Source organism: Kribbella sp. NPDC104218 (assembly GCF_055584105.1).
Genome location: NZ_JBVJMQ010000001.1, coordinates 516849 through 535845 on the forward strand (window position 1 = coordinate 516849; position 18997 = coordinate 535845).

Consider the following 18997-nt stretch of genomic DNA (forward strand, 5'->3'; position numbering starts at 1 on the left):
GCACACCGCCAGGTCCATCCCAGGCGCGGTTGCACTCGACAACCACGCCTGGGAGGGGTGCGCTAGAGCTGCAGTTTCGGAGGGAAGGCGGCTGCGGCCTGGGTCAGAGCCTGGGCGATGGCCTGGTGGTAGGCGGCATTGGGTCGGTTGTTGGTCAGGTAGGCGGGGTTGGGATTCTGAGGTGCTGCGGGGTCGGCGAGGGCGGTGGCGATGTCCACGAAGTCGTTGGCGCCGAAATTGCGGTAGCTGGTTTTCAGCTCGGCGTTGATCTCGCGGCGGCGTTGCTCTCGCGGGTCGTCGGGTGCCAGGCCCAGCGGCGGAATGGCGAGTACGACGATGCGGACGCCGTTGCCGTCCTGTCGGCGGGTGTTGGCGGGGCTGGTCGCATTGGCCGGATGCATCAACCGGGTCAGGGCTTGTTTGACGGCTGGAGTGTCGGAGCCGGCCAGAATGTCGTTGGCACCGAGGGCGACGACGACCGTCCGCAGGTTGGGCTGGTTGCGGACGGTGCGGTCAAGGGTCCAGGGCGCGGCCTCGGCGCTGGGCGCGCCGAAACCGACAGCCGTACCACCGGCGTACGCAGCCGCGATGTCCTCGTTGGCGGCGGCCGCCTGGTAGGCCCGAACGTCCGATACCTGGCCCTGCAACGTACGACCGACCACGAACCGCTTCGTCGCGCCGACCGGGGTGGCGAGAGTGACTGCGCCTTGCGGAGCACGGTCCACCCACAGCGAGGCCGACTTGGCAGGTGCGTTGTAGCTGATCACCAGATGTGTCCAGACGCCGATGAGCGCCGGCGTCGTCGACACAACGCTGACGAACGGACTCCCCACGGTGTCACTCGTCGGCAGGTCCAGCACCCACCGCGGTGCCCCGCCGCCGGCGTACCGAAGCCGGAAGCCGTAGTTCGCATTCCCTTCTGTCTCGACGATGGTCTGGTCGGCCGCGGTGCCAGTCACCTTCGCCCAGAGCGCGACGGAGTAGCTGCCGTTGGTGGCGAACGGTGGTCGCGGTGCAGTGGCCGCCGTGCCGGTTCCGGCGAAGGAAAGAGCCCCTCCGCGCTCCGAGCTCCAGCTGACTCCACCGGCAAGCGTCAGCGGGCTGCTGCCTGCCGTGTCCCGCGCAGTCGTCCCAGAGGCGTCGTCGAGCCGCCACAGTCCGGCCGGAAGCACGCCGCTCCGCGACGCGTTCACCACGCCGCCCTGCAGCGGCACACCGGCGTCAGCCAGCTTGCCCGGCAGGTGGTCGACCCACGTTGGCTCGTTCGGGCCCACCGGTGCCGTAGCGCTCAGCTGATCACCCAGTACGACGACTGTCCCTTGAGTGTTGTCCGCGGTGGAGACCACCGCGCCGGCCACCAGGTACGACCCGTCCAGCAGTGTGCCGAACGGCGTACCCGAGGTGTCCGCAGTGACGTTCCCACTCGCCAGCAGTGTCGGCTCACTGTTCCGATTGGCCCGCTGATGCACCGGCGCGTACGGCGTTGCCTCCGGCAGATGCAAGCTGATCGACAAGTTCCCAGTCCCGGCACTGGTGTTCGGGTACGGGACCGGATCGCTCAACGCCTCTCCTCCGGCAGGCAGGGTCAGCCGAGCGGCGCCGCCGAAGGACAACGCAACCGGTGCGCCGACCAGACCGGGCCCCTCACCGATCTGCGCGCCCAGAGTCGCCGCTGCAATGGTGATCGACCGATTGGAGTGCGGGTTCGCAACTCGAATCCGCACCGAGCTGCCGGTTGCCTTCGGCTTGATCACCGAACGCACGGTCTGGTTGGCAAAGGACCCCGGCGTCGGTTTGGCGGCATCCGCGGGCGCAGTCCACGAACCGATCCAGCCGGCCTGTACTGGGCGCGGCGCGATCGACAGGACGTGTAGTGCCGGCGAACAGCTGTTCGGCAGCAGGTTCGTGCCGTAGTTGGGCAGCGAGATCGACTTGACCGTCTTCGTCGGGTCGGTCGGTACGAAGATCGCCGTCAGCCGCGGTCCCCGTTCCGGTGTCGGAACACCCAGCCGGTTCCACTGCGGCAGTACGAGCGTCGCACGGGACGTGTCCTGCGTGATCCAGTCCTGCAGGGCCGGCACCCGGGAGTCCTGGTAGCTGCCGTCGGTGTAGTTGACAGCCGCCGTCGCGACCGGGGTGTCGCCACAGGTCGATGCTGCGAGCAGTCCGATCGCTGTGGTCTTGACCTGCTGGGCAGCAGGTAGCGGGATGGTCTGCCCGATCGCGATGACGTTGTCGGCGCCATCCGCTCGTGCAGCGGGCATGGTGAAGGCGGCGCCGTCCACCGTCACGGTGGAGCCCGGGCCGTACCCGGTCGCGGCGAGGTTCTCGGCGGACAGCGAGCTGGACGACAGGTCGAGGTCGGCTGTGGTGCCGTCGGGCGCTATGCCGTCGTTGTTCATCGCTGCGGTGAAGTCGGCCGCGGTGACCTTGTTCAGCGGAACAGCGGTGATGTAGTCGGCCAGCGCCTTGTAGCCGCGGGAGGCCGCGTTCTTTCCGGTGACCTTGATCCGCATCCGGTGGACGCCCGCTGTCAGATGCACACCGCCGAGTGGCAGGTACTCCGTCTGCCCGACGGCCGCGTACCCGTCCCACGGGTTCGTATCGGTGCCCCGCAACGGTTTTCCGTCGACAGAGACCTCCAGCAGACCGCCCTCCGGTCCGCGGGCCAGACCGACGCCCAGGGCGTAGTCGGCCTCGATGCGGGTCCGGAAGGTCATCTCGAACGACTTACCGGCTTCAGCTCCCAGGAAGCCGATCGACTGCCCGCGCGAGTACAGTCCCCCGGCCAAAGTCTGGATGGGCTCCGGTGGCACCTGGTCGGGCGGCTGGCTCACCGTGACCATGGCCGGATCCTCTACCTCGGATCGGGTGGTCTGGCTGAGGGTCAGGTAGTCGACGCCGATCGTGTACCGCTCCCCCACCGACTTCGGGTTCGTCCCGACCGCGGTGATCTTGAGCGTATGGCTGCCCTTGGGTATTCGATGCGCGCCCAGCTGATGGCGAGCGGCCTGCCAGATCGGGTTGTAACCGTCGACCTCGACGGCCGGGTCGCCGATCCGCTGCCCGTCGAGCTCGAAGATCAGCCGGCCCATGTCGACCGACCTGGTCAGGCCGAGCGACAGGTTCCAGTCGGCGTCACCGGTGGTGTCGAAGGCCAGTGACAGCGACTGGCCGGCCGCGTTGCCGCGGAACCAGAGCGCCTTGCCGCCCGACCAGCCGACGTCGTTGTTCGTCTGCACCTCCACCGGCCGGTTCTGGCCGGCCGGCTGGGACTGCGGCATCGTCTCCGCCTCCAGCCGCTGGGACGCGTGCACTGCCTGCGGAGCGACGTAGAAGGTGAACGTCTCGGACTCCGGCGACAGGTTGTGCGCGTCGTCGAAGCTACGGACGTGCAGGGTGTGCCGCCCCGGCGGCATGGTCGCCGGCATCGGAATCACGTTCGGCGCGTTCTCGTTGTGCGGGATCCAGCCGCCGTTCAGCCCGAACACCCGGTTGTAGTTGCAGCTCGTGGTCGACGGGACCGTCTGCGTCCCGGTGCCGGTGAACGTGTAGGTGTAGCCGACGATGTTGGTCGCGCCGTTGGCGCTGACGGTGATGTTGCCCGGTGCGCCGTACGGCGTACTCCAGTAGTCCTTGGAGTAGTCCGAGCTGGGTTCGATCTTCGGCGCGACCGCCGGTTTTCGGGAGCGGACGGTGAAGTACTGCCAGTCGGTGTAGCCGGCGTTCATGTTGTGCGGATGGCCGGGATTGTTGTCGACGTAGACCCGCATCCGCATGTCGCCGTCGCCGAGGTCGTCCGGTAGCCAGCTGCCCTCGGTCCCGGAGGAGATCCGGACGCCGCCGCCGCTGCTCTTCTCGGTCCGGCCGTCCGCACTCCAGATGTGGAACCAGAGCGCCGGATTCAGCGGCGGGTTGTTGTTGTCGGTCGCCCTGGCGTAGACGCGCGGCCGCGAGTCCGGAGTGACGATCTTGCCGTTGCAGTTGACCGCATTGGACACCCGCAGATCGGTGGCCTTGTTCGGTGGGAAGGCGAACTCCACCTCGAGCACCGGGTTGTTGTCGAACACCTTCCACTGCAGCTCGACGTCCTCGTTCTCGGCGAGCAGACCGAAGTTGAGCGTCGTCCACCTGTTCTGGACTGCCTCGTCGACGAAGTTGCCGGTACCGAACTTGACGGCCCGGCCACCACCGCAGTCGACCTGCGCGCCGGACCACTGCGTGTCGAGCGAGCGGGCTGCCGGTCCACCCCAGCGGGTGTTGGAGTCGAAGGTGCCGGCGGCCCACAGCTCGGTCGGCTCACCTGGGTTGCAGTTCAGGTTGGCGGAGTGCAGCTGACCGACGATGTAGTCCTTGCGGAACAGCTTGGGGGCCGCACCGTTGTCCCGCGGCATCAGATCGCTGACGCCGACGCTGAAGTAGGAGCGGGCCGTCCAGAGCGGGCTACCGCACTGCCTCTTCCCGTTCCAGCAGCGGCCGACGCGCACCGGGTCCGTCGTCCGCCACTTCGGCGTCCAGTCCGACCGGGTGGTCACTTCGGTCCAGTTCTCCCGGTTCCGGGAGAACTGCGGGTCGATGTAGACCGGGTACCGCACGTCAGGACCGGTCAGCGCGGCCGCGTCCGGTGCGAGCGTCATCTCGACGGACGACGCCGCACCAGCGCGCAGCCCCGAATTCCCGAGCGCCTTGGCCGTGGTCGCGATCTCGTGCACCTCCGCGCCACCGGACCATTTCGCCGTCGGCGCCGGGCCGACCTGCGGGTCGTACGCCGAATCCCACATCCGCGGAGCGGAGCCGACGAAGACGTCCTTGCCGGCCTGGTCCACAGCTGTGACCCGGCCGTCGTCCGTCGTCCGCAGCGCCAGGTTCTCACCGGTGACAGTCACCTTGAGTGCCGCCAGCGCTGGGTTCCGCGCCGCTGCCGCATCCCGCACGACCAGCGTCTGGATGTAGGCATCGCCCTCGGCGATCAGCTTCAGATCAACACCAGGCAACACCTCGGCGTACGTCGCCGTGTTACCCGACAGCACCGGCTTCGGCAGCTCCCCCGGCCAGTTCACCGTCAGCGCCTGCTTGCCCTCGGCAACCCGCACCATTGGGTCCGTACCGCCACCGGAGAACTCCATCTCCTGCGCGGCGGCCACCGGCGCGACGCTCCCGTCCGGCAACACCTTCAGCGTCGTGTCGATCCCACGCCACACGCCGTCCTTGCGCACCCGAACCGGCCGCACGTTCGACCGCAACGTGAACGTCCCACTCGGGTTCGCCAGCACCTCCGACGTCTGCGTGTTCTTCTCCTGAACCTGCACCGCCCGACCGGTCTCCTTGGCCAGCCGCAACGCCTCGGCCTCGGTCACGGCGGTGGCGGCCGTCTGCTCCACCGGCTCGGCCACCGCCGGAACAGGCGTCAGCACGCCGGCCACCAGCGCCGCGACCACACCGGCCGCGACCGAAACTCTTACGCTCACTGTTCTCTTCCCTGCTGAAGTCGGATCGCCGGTCACTTGCCCGGTCGCGGCCATCGCTCGTCGAAGACATGCCCCGGGTTCGGTCCCGTCGTCCGGATGCCGATGATCCGGATGTGGGTGCCGCCCTGGGCACGCACCTGGTCCAGGTACTTGCCGGTGATGTGACTCTCGATCTCCCGGAAGCCCCGGCGACCGAGCGAACCGAGCAGATCGTCCGGGTCGACGTCCCGGTCGAGGGGCCAGATGTAGGCGTTGTTGATGATCACGGTGGTCCCGTCGATCTCGATGTCGCCGCCGAACTTGTACTCCATCCCGTTGGACAGCGTCATCCGGTCCTCCCACCACTCGTCGTCCCGGAACTCCGGGCACTGGTTGTGCACCAGGACCGGGTGGGCGCCGACCTTCACGTAGTAGGTGTGCAGGCCGGCCACGGTGAGGTTGTGCGCCGCCGCGATCCGCTGTGTCTGCGGACGCAGGCCGGCCACGCGGAGCTCCTGACCGTTCGGCCCGCGCAGGGTGTCCGAGTGGTCGAGCTGATCGGCGCGCTTCCACTGACGATCGGACTGGCTGTAGAAGGGGTGGTCCTCGGTCGTTGTGACCTTGGAGCCGTCCTTGGTGACCAGGTCGATCACGGTGTCCTCGTGGACGATGGTCGCGGTGACCGTTCGGGCGCCGGTTTCACCGGTGTCGGGATCGGTGGCGAGCACTTGGTCGCCCGCTGCGATCTCGGCGATCGGTTTGCTGGTGCCGTCGGCCATGACGACCTGGGTGTCACCGGTGAAACTGCAGGCCGGGCCTTGCAACGTTTGGTCCAGCAACTCCTTGGTGAACTTGCTGACTGCCTTGGAGTAGCCGCTGCGGCCGGTGCCGCGGCCGGGCAGTTTGCCACCGCCGCCGCGACCGCTGGCGGCGTCCACCCAGGTGCCGATCAGCGCCTGGACGCGCGCTGTCTCGCTGAGGATGAACATCTTGACGGTGTTGTCGCAGGTGTCGGCGCTGCGGCAGTAGGTCTGCATCGCGTTGACGGTCTGCTCGGCGTTCCAGTCGTCACCGATCTCGGTGGCGATGTCGCCGTGGTCCGCCTTCAGTTTCGGGATGATCTGGTCCGCGGCGATCGGGCTCCACGGCAGTTCGAAGATGCCGTTCAGGTACGCCGTACCGGTGTTGTCCACGATCAGCGACCAGTTACCGCCGTAGTCGACCCGTCCGGGGCGGCCCGGGCCCAGCTCGGTCGCTTTGGGCGGCGCGGACGGCGTCGGGCGGGACATCCCGCCGCCGTTCCCACAGGGACCGTCGTCCATACAAGGCGTCGCATAGAGACCACTCGGGTCGCTCAGCGTCGTCGGGTTGTTGTTCGCGTAGGTGTACGCCGCCCACTGCTGCGGGGTTGCCGCATCCAGGATCGGGTCGACCGAAGCGAAGCGGCCGGTGACCGGGTCGTACTTGCGGGCGCCGATGTCAGTGAGCCCGGTGAGCTCGTTGTGCGGTTTGTCGAGGAAACCGCGCTTGTCCGGCCAGGCACCTTGTGCGGCCAGCGGGTTGCCGTACGGGTCCAGATCGCGGCGAGTGGCGACGTACCCGTGCGCTGTGCGCTTTGCGGCGACCTGGTTGGTTCCGTGCTGATCTGCCTGCAGATACTGCAGATCGGCGTTGCCCACGCGTAGCGAGACGGTAGTGCCGTTCTGGCCGTAGTACCGGGTTCCGGTGATCGCACCGGTCGCTGTGTCGCGAGCGATCTCCTCACCGGCCAGGAACAAGGTCGTCCGGTCCGGGTCGTGCCGCATCAGCTGGCTGCCGTCAGCGTCGTACGTGTACGACGTAATGCCGTTCGGCGTGGTCACCGAAGCGACCTGGTTGGACTCGTTCCAGGCGAGGGTCTGCTTACCAGCCGACGACTGCCGGGTGGCTGTACTGCCGTTCTCGTTGTAGGTGTACGCCGTTGTGCTGGTCCCCGCCGGGCCACTCGTCCTGGTTCCGGTCAGCGCGTGCGGCTGCTCCTTCCCAGGGCCCGAGAGGGGATTGAAGTACTCCGTGGTCGTGTCGCCGGTCTGGCCGGGCAGCGCGTGCTGAATCTGCTTCTTCCGGAGACCAGTAGATTCGAATTCCCATGTCGTCCAGAAGGGTGCGGGGCCGCCGACAGTGGTCTGGGACGCCGCGGCCGCGCAGTTGTCGGTCGCAGTCCAGGCCTCGGACAGCCGGTTGAGGTCGTCGTAGTCGAAACACTGCGTTCGGACCGGGGCGCCATTGTTCGAGTCACCCCGGGTGTTGACGATCCGCTTCACGTTTCCGGCCGGGTCGTAGCTGTACCGGAGGTCGTCGAGCTGCGCGAACGCCTGCTGCGCGGACAGGTTCGCCTGGGTCAGCCGCCGGGTCTGCGCGTCCCGCTGGTAGGTCAGCCAGCCGCGGTTGTCGAGGACACCGAGGGTGTACTGCGCCACCTCGCCGTACGGCGTGTACTTGGTGTCCGAGACGTACTCGTTGTAGCCCTTGGTCGACTTGGGCTGGCCGTACCGGTCGTACTCGTGGACGAGCGTCTCGAACGGCAGCCCACCGATGGCCGGCTTGGTCACACTGCGCAGCAGGCCAGTGCTGGTGTAGGACATCTCCGACTCGTAACTCTGCGGGAGCCGCGGCTGTCCGGCCGGAGTCTGCGTCTCCGACACCGGCAGCGTGACGGTCTGCTTCGCCGGGTTGCCGAGACCGTCGTACTCGTTGATCGCGACGCTGTAGGCGCCCTTCGGCGTGTGGCGGACCGTGCTCGCCAGTTTGCCCAGGCCGTTGTCCGCCGTGTCGTACGTCCAGGAGGCGAGCTTGTTCGTGTCGGTCTTGACCGTGCCCTGGTACTCCGCGACCCGGCGTCCCAGCACGTCGTACTCGTACGACAGCACCTGACCTTTCGCGTCCTTGACGGTCTGGAGCTGGCCGGCCAGGTCGTACGTCGTCGTCCGCGTTCCCGAGTCCGGGTCGGACGCCGAGGTCTGCCGGCCCAGGAAGTCGTAGCCGTAGGACCAGACGTTGCCGCCGACGTCCGTCATCGAGGCGAGCTGACCGAGCGCGTTGTGGTCGTACTTGGTGAGCTGTGCCTCGCCGATCACGCTGGTGCCGAACTTCGTCTTGCTCAGCGTCGGCGGCGCCGAGTAGGTCAGCAGCTCGGTGCCCTGCCCCCACACGTCGACGACGCTGGTGGTCGGTACGCCGCCCTCCGGCGGGATGACTGTCGTCCGGTCGCCGCCGTGGACCGTGGTGGTCGCCTTGGTGACCTGCAGCCCCTTGTACGCCGTGGACTTCGTCGTCCGGCCGCTGCCGTCGTACGTCGTCAGCGTGCGATCGTCGACCGATTCCCCGGCGACGTCGATCAGCTTGGCCTCGGGCTTGCCGGTCGTCAGGTAGCGGTTGTTCGTCAACACCTCCCAGCCGTGCGAGTCGCGGAACACGTCCTTGACGATGCGGCGCTGCGCTCCGGTCGTATCGGAGAGGTCGTTCGTCTGGGTCTGGCGCAACTGCCCGAGGCCGTCGTACAGGTCGACCTTGGTGACGAAGCTGATCTGGTTCCCGTTGTCGACCAGCGTCTTGGAGGTGACTGCGAGCGGCTGGTCGAGGCTCTGCCGGTAGGTGTACTCGACACTCGGATCGGAGCTCCGCGAGCGCCCCGGCAGCCAGACAGCCGTCAGCCGGCCGGCCGGGTCGTACTTCGCCTCCGTCCGGCGGCCGCTCTCGTCGACCGCGGCCAGGACGGAGCCACGCGCCGGATCCCGCTCGGTGGTCGTGGCCTGGTTCTTGGGGTTGGTCGAGACCACAGCTGAGACGAGACCGGTGCCGTTCGCCGTGTAGGCGGTCTTGGTAGTGCGGTTAGCAGCGTCCGTCGTAGTGGTCACCCGACCGCGAGCGTCGTACCCGCTGGTGCCGACGGTCTGGTACGCCGGGACGCCGTTGGTCACACCGGTCGCTGTGTCGGTCCGAGTGGCCAGCCCGGCGCCCGGAACGGCGCCGAGGCTGGACGAGTTGTCGTAGTAGGTCCTGGTCGCGCCGACGATGGCGGTCGGCTGCCCGGTCGCCGGACAGGCTTGTTTGGCAGTGAGAGTCTGGCTGACCCGGTCCCGGATCCACTTGTCGACGTTGTCGGCGTACGTGACCGACTCACACATGGCGTCCGTGTCGTCACCGGCTCTGGTGGTCGCGACCGGACGGCCGAGGTCGTCGTACCGGTGGCTCACTGTGGTCTTCTGGATGGTGCCGGCCGCAGTCGGCGTCCGGCCACGCGTACGGCTCGTGACCACCTGGTTCGCGGTCAGCGGCTCCAGACCGGCCCGTGCACGGGTCGCTGTGGTGCGTCCGACCTTTTCGTCGCTGATCTCGGTCGAAATCAGCACGTTGCTGTCGCCGTCGAACGTCTGGGTCTCGTGGACCGCACCGGCGAGCGGGTTCGGGTCCTCGATGCTTTCGTCCAGCGAGTTCAAGAACGGCGTGCCCATACCGCGGTAGTAGGTGCTGCGGGTCAGCGTCTGTTTGTCCTTGGACTTGTCGAGTGCCAGCCCGTTCGCCGTGTTGCCGCTGCGTACCTCCACCTTGCCATAGCCGCGGAACTGCCCGTACGTCCGGTACTCGGCCTCGACAAGCTCGTTGTCGTCGAAATGCCAGGCCGGCGTGCCCAGGTACTTGTACGCCGTGATCTGCGTCGGAGCGAGTGCGTTCCGCTCCTGGATCTCGACCTGGTCGACGACGTACTTGTGGAAGAAGTCCTTGACCGGGTCCGGGTTGGCGTAGCCGAGGTCCCAGAACACGGGGTAGCAGCGCTTGGTGTTCTTGGTCAGATCCGCCGGTACGTCGGTGCCGGTGCAGTCTTCGGCGCTGTAGCGGATGTGGATGAGCGAACCGGTGTCGGTCGCGATGTCGGTCAGCCGCCAGTGCGGCATCGCCGGGTTGTTGTTGTAGCCCAGAACGCGGTTGGGCTTCGCCTGACTGGTGAACTCGACCGCCGGCAGCGGCAACGCCGTACCGTCCTTGGCAAACGCTGTACGGACCACTTTGTCCAGGCGGAGCGTCGGATCGGCGACCGTCGGGAACTCCTGGGTCAGCTCGTAGGTGTCGACCTTCACCGGCCCGCTACCGGCGTTGTACTGGGTGGTGATCTTGGCCAGCCGCTTGGTCGACCAGTAGGTCGGAGAGTGGTTGTTGCAGACCGCACCGCTCTTGCAGTCCTGGTCGACCGGGGTGTCCGGCCAGCGACTCGCATTCTCCGGAGTGAACTTGGCCGGATCGCAATTGAAGTCCGCGGTCGGCTTGCAGCGCTCAGTCGTCTCGAACACGACCTGGCCGGTCGGCGTCTGCCCGTAGATGGTGCCGTTGACCTGGCGGAACCCGTAGTCGATCCGCTTCAGCGTTCCGCCGCGCGTGTACTGGAAACCGGTGGTCTCCTTGTGCGCGCCGTACCAGTTGGTCTCCGGGGAGTAGTAGTAGACCTCGGTGTTACCCAGCGGGTCTTCGACGAAGTCGAGGTTCCAGCGGTAGATCTGGTCACAGGCCGACTTCGAGAACGTCGGGTCGTAGCACGGGTCACCGGGCTTCGCGCCGTACACACGGGTCTTCCAGGCCGAGTTCGTCAACTCCTGGTTGGTGTGGCCCGGCCCCTTGTTCCGGCCGAAGAAGTACTTCGTGCCGTCGGTCTTGGTCACCTCCCAGTGTTCACCTCCGACCAGCTGAATCCGCGTCCCGTTCTCGGTCTCCCCGTGCCAGCCCTTGTCCTTCTCGTAAACCAGCGGCATCGACTCACCGCCCAGGTTCATCGTGACGATGTCACCGGCCCAGCACTGGTCACCGCTCTTGCGTTCCTCCGGCAGGTCTTCAATGGACGCGCAGGTCCGGAAGGTGCGCTCGATGAACCCAGGGGTGTACTCCCAACCCTGTCCGACCCAGGAGGCCTGGCCGTTCGTCGCTGCTGTCCGCCCGTCCACCGAGGCCGAGCTGTACGTCAGCGTCACGGCCGGACCCGCTGCGGCGCCACTGCCGACCGGCGGCACCCCTACCGGGTACGACCAGTTGAATGCACCGGAGTTACCCGACACCGACCAGGTGCCGGACGGCGCCAGCGAGCTAGCCTCGAACGACCCGTTCGCCCCACTCGCGGCCGGTACGACAGCCAGCACCGTGTCGGACTGCGGAGCGACGTCCACCTCGGCCGAGACAGTCTGGGTCCGGCCGTCGTTGCGGGACCGCAGCGGCGTTTGCACCTGACAGGTCGGCACAGTCGGCGTAGTCAGCGCACACGCCGGCAGTTGCACCAGTCGCGCTCGGGGCCCGTACCCGGCAATGGCATTCTGGAACGAGCCGTACGGCACAGTCACTGTCGTCTGACCGGCCTTGCCCTGTGTCCCAGTAATCGCCAGCAGCACTCCGGAGACCGCAGCCTTCCGCGCCGCAACCTGGTCGGAGACCCGCACCCGTACGGCGTCCAGCCCGGCCTTGGCGGTCACACCAACGGCCAGCGAACCCACCTGCGCCGTTCCGGCCCGTTTCGCGCCGTTCAGCACCACCTCCGCGTCACCCGCCGGCGGCCAGGCCGTGTGTTTCCGGGGCTCACCCAACCCCGGATTCACCGGCGGCTGCACCGGAGCCAACGGAGTGGCGCTGGTCGCCACCAGCTTCTCCTCCGGCACCGGCGGCTGCGCTGATGCCGCCACCGCCTCCGGAGTCCCCGCACCGACCAACAGACCGGCGGCCAGCGCCACCGTCGTACCAATTGCCACTGCACGCATGAAGAGCCCCCAGGCTGAGCGCGATCCGAAGCTGACTGAACCCCCACCGACTAGCGCGGCGGCCTCACCACCCAGAAAGTCCGGTAGTGGTCGTTCGTGTAGTACACCGAGCCGTCACTCCCCCACACGAGACGTTCCCGGCCCCAACGCGGCCCGACGTCGACCTCCTTGTACCGGATCGGGCTGTCCTTCGAGCCGCGTGGCAGGAACATCCCGTCCTCCATCCCGTTGTTGCGGAACCGATCGAACCCGCCGCTTCCGGCAGGGAACCGGCCGGTCTCCTCGCGGAAGGAGACGACCGCCTCGATCTCGGCGGGAATCGGCCCCTCGTTGAACGTCTTGGCACGCGTCGGTTTGCGGTGGCAGACGTTGTGGACGAGGGTTTCGCGGGTTCCGACCTTGACGTAGTAGGTGTGCAGGTCGGCGACCGTCAGGTTGTACGCCGTGCTGAGGCGTCGGGTTCCGGGGAGGAGACCGACGACTCGGGCGCCCGCACCCTTGGACGCGCGGAGGAGCTCACCGGGCGCCAGCTCGTCGGCACGTTTCCACTGCCGGTCCGACTGGCTGTAGAACGGGTGATCCTCGGTCGTCGTCACCCGCGAGCCATCCGCGGTGAGCAGGTCCGTGACAGTGTCCTCGTGGACGATCGTCGCCGTCACCGTCCGGGCGCCGGTCGTACCGGTCTCCGGATCGCCGGCCAGGACCTGGTCGCCGACCTGGATCTCCGCGATGGGTTTGACCCGGCCGTCCGCCATCACCACCTCGGTCGCACCGGTGAAGCTGCAGGCCTGGTCCTGGAGAACCTTCTCGAGCAGGTCGCCGGTGAACTTCGCGGCCTTCGTCTTGGGGCCGCCGCCCCGGCCGACTCCCCGCCCGGGCAACCGGCTGCTGCTGCCGCGACCGCCGGCCTCTTCCCAGGTGCCCGCCAGATCCTGGACACGCGCAGCCTGCATCAGGACGAAGTCCCGCACCGGTCCAGCGCACGCCGATGCGTCCCGGCAGTAGGCCAGCATCGCATTCCAGGTCTGCTCGATGTTCCAGTCATCGCCGATCTCGGTCGGCAGGTCGCCCTGCTGCGCCTTGATCTTCGGGATGATCACGTCCGCGGCCAGCGGGCTCCACGGCAGTTCGAAGATGCCGTTCAGGTACGCCGTACCGGTGTTGTCCACCACCAGCGACCAGTTACCGCCGTAGTCGACCCGGCCAGGTCGCCCCGGGCCCAGCTCGGTCGCCTTGGGCGGCGTCGGGCGGGACATGCCGCCGCCGTTTCCACAGGGGCCATCGTCCATACAGGGCGTGGCATAGAGACCGCTCGGGTCGCTCAGCGTTGTTGGGTTGTTGTTGGCGTAGGTGTACGCCGCCCACTGCTGCGGTAGACCTGGATCGAGCAGCGGGTCGACCGAGACGAACCGGCCGGTGGACGGGTCGTACTGGCGAGCTCCGACGTCGGTCAGGCCAGTGGTCGCGTTGTGCGGTTTGTCGAGAAAGCCGTGGCTGTCAGGCCAGGCGCCCTGTGCCGACAGCAAGTTGCCGTAGGGGTCCAGCTCCCGCCGAGTGGCGGTGAAACCCTGTCCGGTGCGCTGGAGCGCGACCTGGTTCGTACCGTGCTGGTTGGCCTGCAGGTATTGCACAGTGGCAGTTCCGACCCGCACTGCCACCGTGGTGCCATTCTGGCCGTAGTACCGAGTGCCGGTGACCGCCCCGGTCGCACCGTCAACAGCGATCTCCTCACCAGGCAGGTACAGCGTGCTCTTGTTCGGATCGTGCCGCATCAGCTGGCTGCCGTCGCCGTCGTACACGTACGACGTCGTACCGGCTGGTGTGGTGACCGAGGCCATCGTGCCGTCGAGGTTCCAGGCGAAGGTCTGACGACCACTCGGCACGTCTCGGACCGTGGTGCTGCCATTAGCGTCGTACTCGTAGGCTGTGGTGCTCGTGCCGGCCGGACCGACAGTTTTGGTGCCGAGTAGCGCGTGCGGCCGAACCTTGCCCGGCCCGGTCGGCGGATTGGTGTAGTCGGTGACCGTGTCACCGGTCTTGCCGGGAAGTGCGTGCTGAACCTGCTTCGTCCGCAGGCCGTCCGCTGCGAACTCCCACGTCGTCCAGTACGGCGCCGGACCGCCGATATTGGCCCTGCCCGTTGCTGCCGTCGGTGCGCCCGCGCAGTTGTCGGTCGCCGTCCAGGCCTCGTCCAACCGGTTGAGCTCGTCGTACGTGAAGCACTGCGTCCGCACCGGAGCGCCGTTGCTGGGGTCGCCCTGGGTGTTGACCAGCCGCGTGACGTTACCCGCCGGGTCGTGGCTGTAGCGGACGTCGTCGATCTGCGGGAAAGCCTGCTGCGCCGACAGGTTGGCCTGCGTGACGAACCGGGTCTGCGCGTCGCGCTGGTAGGTCAGCCAAGCACTGTCGAGCACGCCCAGCGAGTACTGCGCAACCTCGCCGTACGGCGTGTAGTCCGTGCCGGAGACGTACTCGTTGTAGCCTCGGGTGCTCTTCGGTTGACCGTGCCGGTCGTAGTCGTAGGTGATCGTCTCGAACGGCAGTCCGCCGATCGCGGGCTTGGTCGCGCTGCGCAGCAGACCGGTCGACGTGTACGACATCTCCGACTCGTACAGCTTCTGCGGGAAACCCAGCTCCCCGGCCGGGAGCGAGATCGTCTGCTTGGCCGGGTTGCCCTGGCCGTCGTACTCGCCCACTCCGACCTGGTAGTTGCCCTTCGAGGTGTAGCGCGTGGTGCTCGCGAGCTTGCCGGTGCCGTTGTCGGCCGTGTCGTAGGTCCAGGACGCGGTCCGGTTCGCGGCGGTCTTGACGGTTCCCTTGTACTCGACGATCTTGCGGCCCAGCGCGTCGTAGTCGTAGCTGAGCTCCTGGCCCTTGGCGTCCCGCGTCGACAACACCTGACCGGCCACGTTGTACGTCGTCCGCCGGACTCCGGAGTCCGGGTCGGTGGCACTGGTCCGCCGGCCCAGGAAGTCGTAGGTGTACGACCATTCGTTGCCGTTGGCATCGGCCATCGCCGCGAGCTGGCCCAGCGCGTTGTGCCGGTACGTCGTCGTCTGCGCCGCCGCTGCCGACACCGCCGTGCCGAACTTCGTCCGGTGCACCGCCGGCGGCGTCGTGTAGGTCAGCAGAGCGGTGTTCTGGCCCCAGACGTCGACCACGGTGGTCGTCGGGACGCCGCCCTCCGGCGGGATGACCGTCGTCCGGTCGCCGCCGTGCACCGTCTTCGTCTCACGGGTTGCGGTCAGACCCTTGTAGGCGACGGATCGAGTCGTTCGGCCGGCGCCGTCGTACGCGGTCAGCGTGCGGTCCTCGACAGCGGTTCCGGCCACCTCGATCAGCGTTGCCTGCGGTCCGCCGGCAGCGACGTACCGGTTGTTGCTCAACACCGGCCAGCCATGCGAGTCGTAGAAGACGTCCTTGACGATTCGCCCCTCGACGCGGTTCGGGTTCGACCGGTCGTCGGTCTGTGTCTGGCGCAGCTGACCGAGGCCGTCGTACAGGTCGATCTGGGTGATCTGGCTGAGCTCCTGGCCGTTGTCCACCACGGTCTTGGTGGTCACCGCGAGCGGCTGGTCGAGGGTCTGCCGGTAGGCGTAGCTGACGCTGGGGTGCGGGTCGCTCTTCAACCGCCCGGGCAGCCAGACGGAGACGAGCCGGCCCAGCGGGTCGTATGCGGCCTCGGTCCGCCGTCCGGTGCTGTCCACCGCGGCCACGACCGCACCACGGGACGGCTCGCGCTCCGTCGTGGAGACGTGGCCCTTGGCGTTCGTCGAGGTCACTGTCTTGACCAGAGCCGATCCGGTCGGGCCGTAGCCCGTCCGGGTGGTGATGCCGGCCGCATCGGTCGACGATGTGACCCGGCCGCGTGCGTCGTACACGGTGCTGCCTGTCGTGACGTACGCCGGTTTGCCGTTGACGACTCCGGTGGCGGTGTCGGTGCGCGTCACCAGGCCTGCGCCCGGGACGGCGCCTGGGACCGCGGAGTTGTCGTAGTAGAGGTGTGTCGCGGCGACGACGGGAGCCGGATCGCCGGAGGACGGACAGGCCTGCTGCGAGGTGAGAGTCTCGCTGACGCGGTCCCGGATCCATTTGTCCACGTTGTCGGCGTACCGGACCGTCTCGCACATGGTCGCCGTCCCGTCACCTGCCCGGGTGGTGGCGATCGGCCGGCCGAGTTCGTCGTACCGGTACGTCATCGACGACTTCTGGACGGCGCCGGCCGCGGTCGGCGCGTGGGTGCGCGTCCGGCTGGTGACCACGACCTCCGCGGTCAGCGGGTCGAGCCCGGGCCGCACCCGGGTGGCCGTCGTCCGCTCGACGGACTTGTCGGTGATCTCGGTCGAGATGAGTACGTTGCTGTCGCCGTCGAAGGTCTGCACCTCGTGCGCCTCACCGGCCAAGGCATCCGGGTCGGCGACGCTCTCGTCCAGCGAGTTCGGGAACGCCTTGCCCATTCCGCGGAAGTACGTCGTCCGGGTCCGCGTCTGCTTGTCCTTGGAGCCGTCGAGGGCCAGTCCGTTCGCCGTGTTGCCGCTGCGGACCTCCACCTTGCCGTAGCCGCGGAACTGCCCGTACGTCCGATGCTTCGCCTCGACGAGCTCGTTGTCGTCGAAGCGCCAGGCCGCGCCGTCCAGGTACTTGTACGCCGTGATCTGGGTCGGAGTGAGCGAGTTACGGTCCTGGATCTCGACCTGGTCGACGACGTACTTGTGGAAGAAGTCCTTGACCGGCTCCGGGTTCGCGTACCCCAGGTCCCAGTTGACCGGGTAGCAGCGCCGGGTGTTGGTGGCCAGGTCGGCCGGGACGTCGGTCGCGCTGCAGTCCGTGCCGCTGTACCGGACGTGGATGAGCGAGCCAGTGTCGGTAGCGATGTCGGTCAACCGCCAATGCGGCATCGCCGGGTTGTTGTTGTAGCCCGAGACCCGGTTGTGGAACGCCTGGCTGGTGAACTCGACCGCCGGCAGCGCCAGCGCCGTACCGTTTGCGGCGAAGCCGGTGCGGACGATCTTGTCCAGCCGCAGCGTCGGGTCGGCGACCGTCGGGAACTCCTGGGTCAGCTCGTAGCTGTCGACCTTCACGGGACCACTGCCCGGGTTGTACTGGGTGGTGATCTTCGTGAGTCGTTTGGTCGACCAGTAGGTCGGAGAGTGGTTGTTGCAGACCTCACCGCTCTTGCAGAGCTGGTCGACCGGGGTGTCCGGCCAACGGCTCGCGTTCTCCGGAGTGAACTTGGCCGGGTCGCAATTGAAGTCCGCGGTCGGCTTGCAGCGCTCAGTCGTCTCGAACACGACCTGGCCGGTCGGCGTCTGCCCGTAGATGCTGTCGTTGACCTTCCGCAGGCCGTAGTCGATCCGCTCGAGCGAACCGCCCCGCGTGTACTCGAAACCGGTGGTTCCCTTGTGCGCGCCGTAGAAGTTGGTCTCAGGCTTGTAGTAGTAGGCCTCGACGTTGCCCTGGGTGTCTTCGACGAAGTCCAGGTTCCAGCGGTAGATCTGATCGCAGGCCGACTTGGCGAACGTCGGGTCGTAGCACGGGTCACCGGGCTTCGCGCCGTACACACGGGTCTTCCAGGCCGAGTTGGTGAGTGGCTGGTTGGTGTGGCCGGTGCTCTTGTTGCGGCCGAAGTAGTACCGGACGCCGTTGGTCTTGGTCACCTCCCAGTACTCGCCTCCGACCAGCTGGATCCGCGTCCCGTTCTCGGTCTCCCCGTGCCAGCCCTTGTCCTTCTCGTAAACCAGCGGCATCGACTCACCGCCCAGGTTCATCGTGACGATGTCACCGGCCCAGCACTGGTCACCGGTTTCACGCTCCTCGGGGATGCCCTCGATGGAGGCGCACGTCCGGAACGTCCGCTCGATGTAGCCCGGCGTGTACTCCCAGCCCTGCCCGACCCAGGAGGCCTGGCCATTCGTCACGGCAGTCCGACCATCGACGCTGCTGGAGCTGTAGGTCAGTGTCACGGCCGGTCCGGCGGCGGCGCCACTGCCGACTGGCGGGACGGCGATCGGGTACGACCAGTTGAACGAGCCAGAGCTGCCGGACACCGACCAGGTGCCGGACGGCGCCAGCGAGCTGGCTGCGAAGGTTCCGTTCGTTCCGCTCGCGGCCGGAACGACAGCGAGCACGGTGTCGGTCTGCGGAGTGAGCTCGACCTCGGCCGCGACAGTCTGGGCCTTCGGGTCGTTCCGGGAACGCAGCGGCGTCTGGACCTGACAGGCCGGCACAGCAGGTGTGGTCAGAGCGCAGGTCGGCAGCTGAACCAGGACTGCGCGGTGCCCGTAGCCTGCGATCGCGTTCTGGAACGAGCCGTACGGCACAGTGACTGCCGCCGGACCAGCCTTGCCCTGAGTCGCAGCGATGGCGAGTAGGACGCCGGAAACCGCCGCCCGACGCGCCGCGATCTGGTCGGTCACCCGCACGCGGACGGCGTCCGGCCCGGCCTTGGCGGTCACAGCAACCGGCAGCGTGCCCGCCTTCGCCGTGCCGGCCTTGGCCGCGCCGGTCAGCACCACCTCGGCGTCACCTGCCGGTGGCCACGTGGTGAACCTGCGGGGCTCGTCCTTCCCTGGAGTGGTCGGTAGCTCGACCCGCGTCAACGGCGCGTCCTGGTGCGGCAGCAGCTTCTCCTGCGGTACCGGGGGTCGTTTCGACACGGCCGCCGCTTCCGGAGCCGCCGCTCCGACCAGCAGACCGGCGGCCAGTGCCACCGTCGTACCGATAGCCACCGCACGCATGTAGAACCCCCAGGCTGAGCGCATCCCGATCCGGACCGAC

3 protein-coding genes are annotated in these 18997 nt (G+C 67.7%); all 3 read right to left on the bottom strand.

The window, feature by feature from the left end; genetic code table 11:
- Positions 1–62: 62 nt before the first annotated feature.
- From ACZ6ZD_RS02480 to ACZ6ZD_RS02490, 3 genes are read right to left on the bottom strand one after another with little or no spacing between them, the layout of a single operon-like run.
- A complete protein-coding gene (locus ACZ6ZD_RS02480) occupies positions 63–5468 on the bottom strand; it encodes a LamG-like jellyroll fold domain-containing protein (protein WP_465667574.1) in 5406 nt (1801 codons plus the stop codon).
- 32 nt (positions 5469–5500) lie between these two features.
- Positions 5501–12220: a polymorphic toxin-type HINT domain-containing protein gene (locus ACZ6ZD_RS02485; protein ID WP_465667576.1), complete on the bottom strand. Its 6720-nt coding sequence runs from the start codon at positions 12218–12220 to the stop codon at positions 5501–5503.
- Between the two features lie 50 nt (positions 12221–12270).
- Complete coding sequence (locus tag ACZ6ZD_RS02490; protein WP_465667578.1) at positions 12271–18957, bottom strand: polymorphic toxin-type HINT domain-containing protein; 6687 nt, start codon at positions 18955–18957, stop codon at positions 12271–12273.
- Positions 18958–18997: the final 40 nt, after the last annotated feature.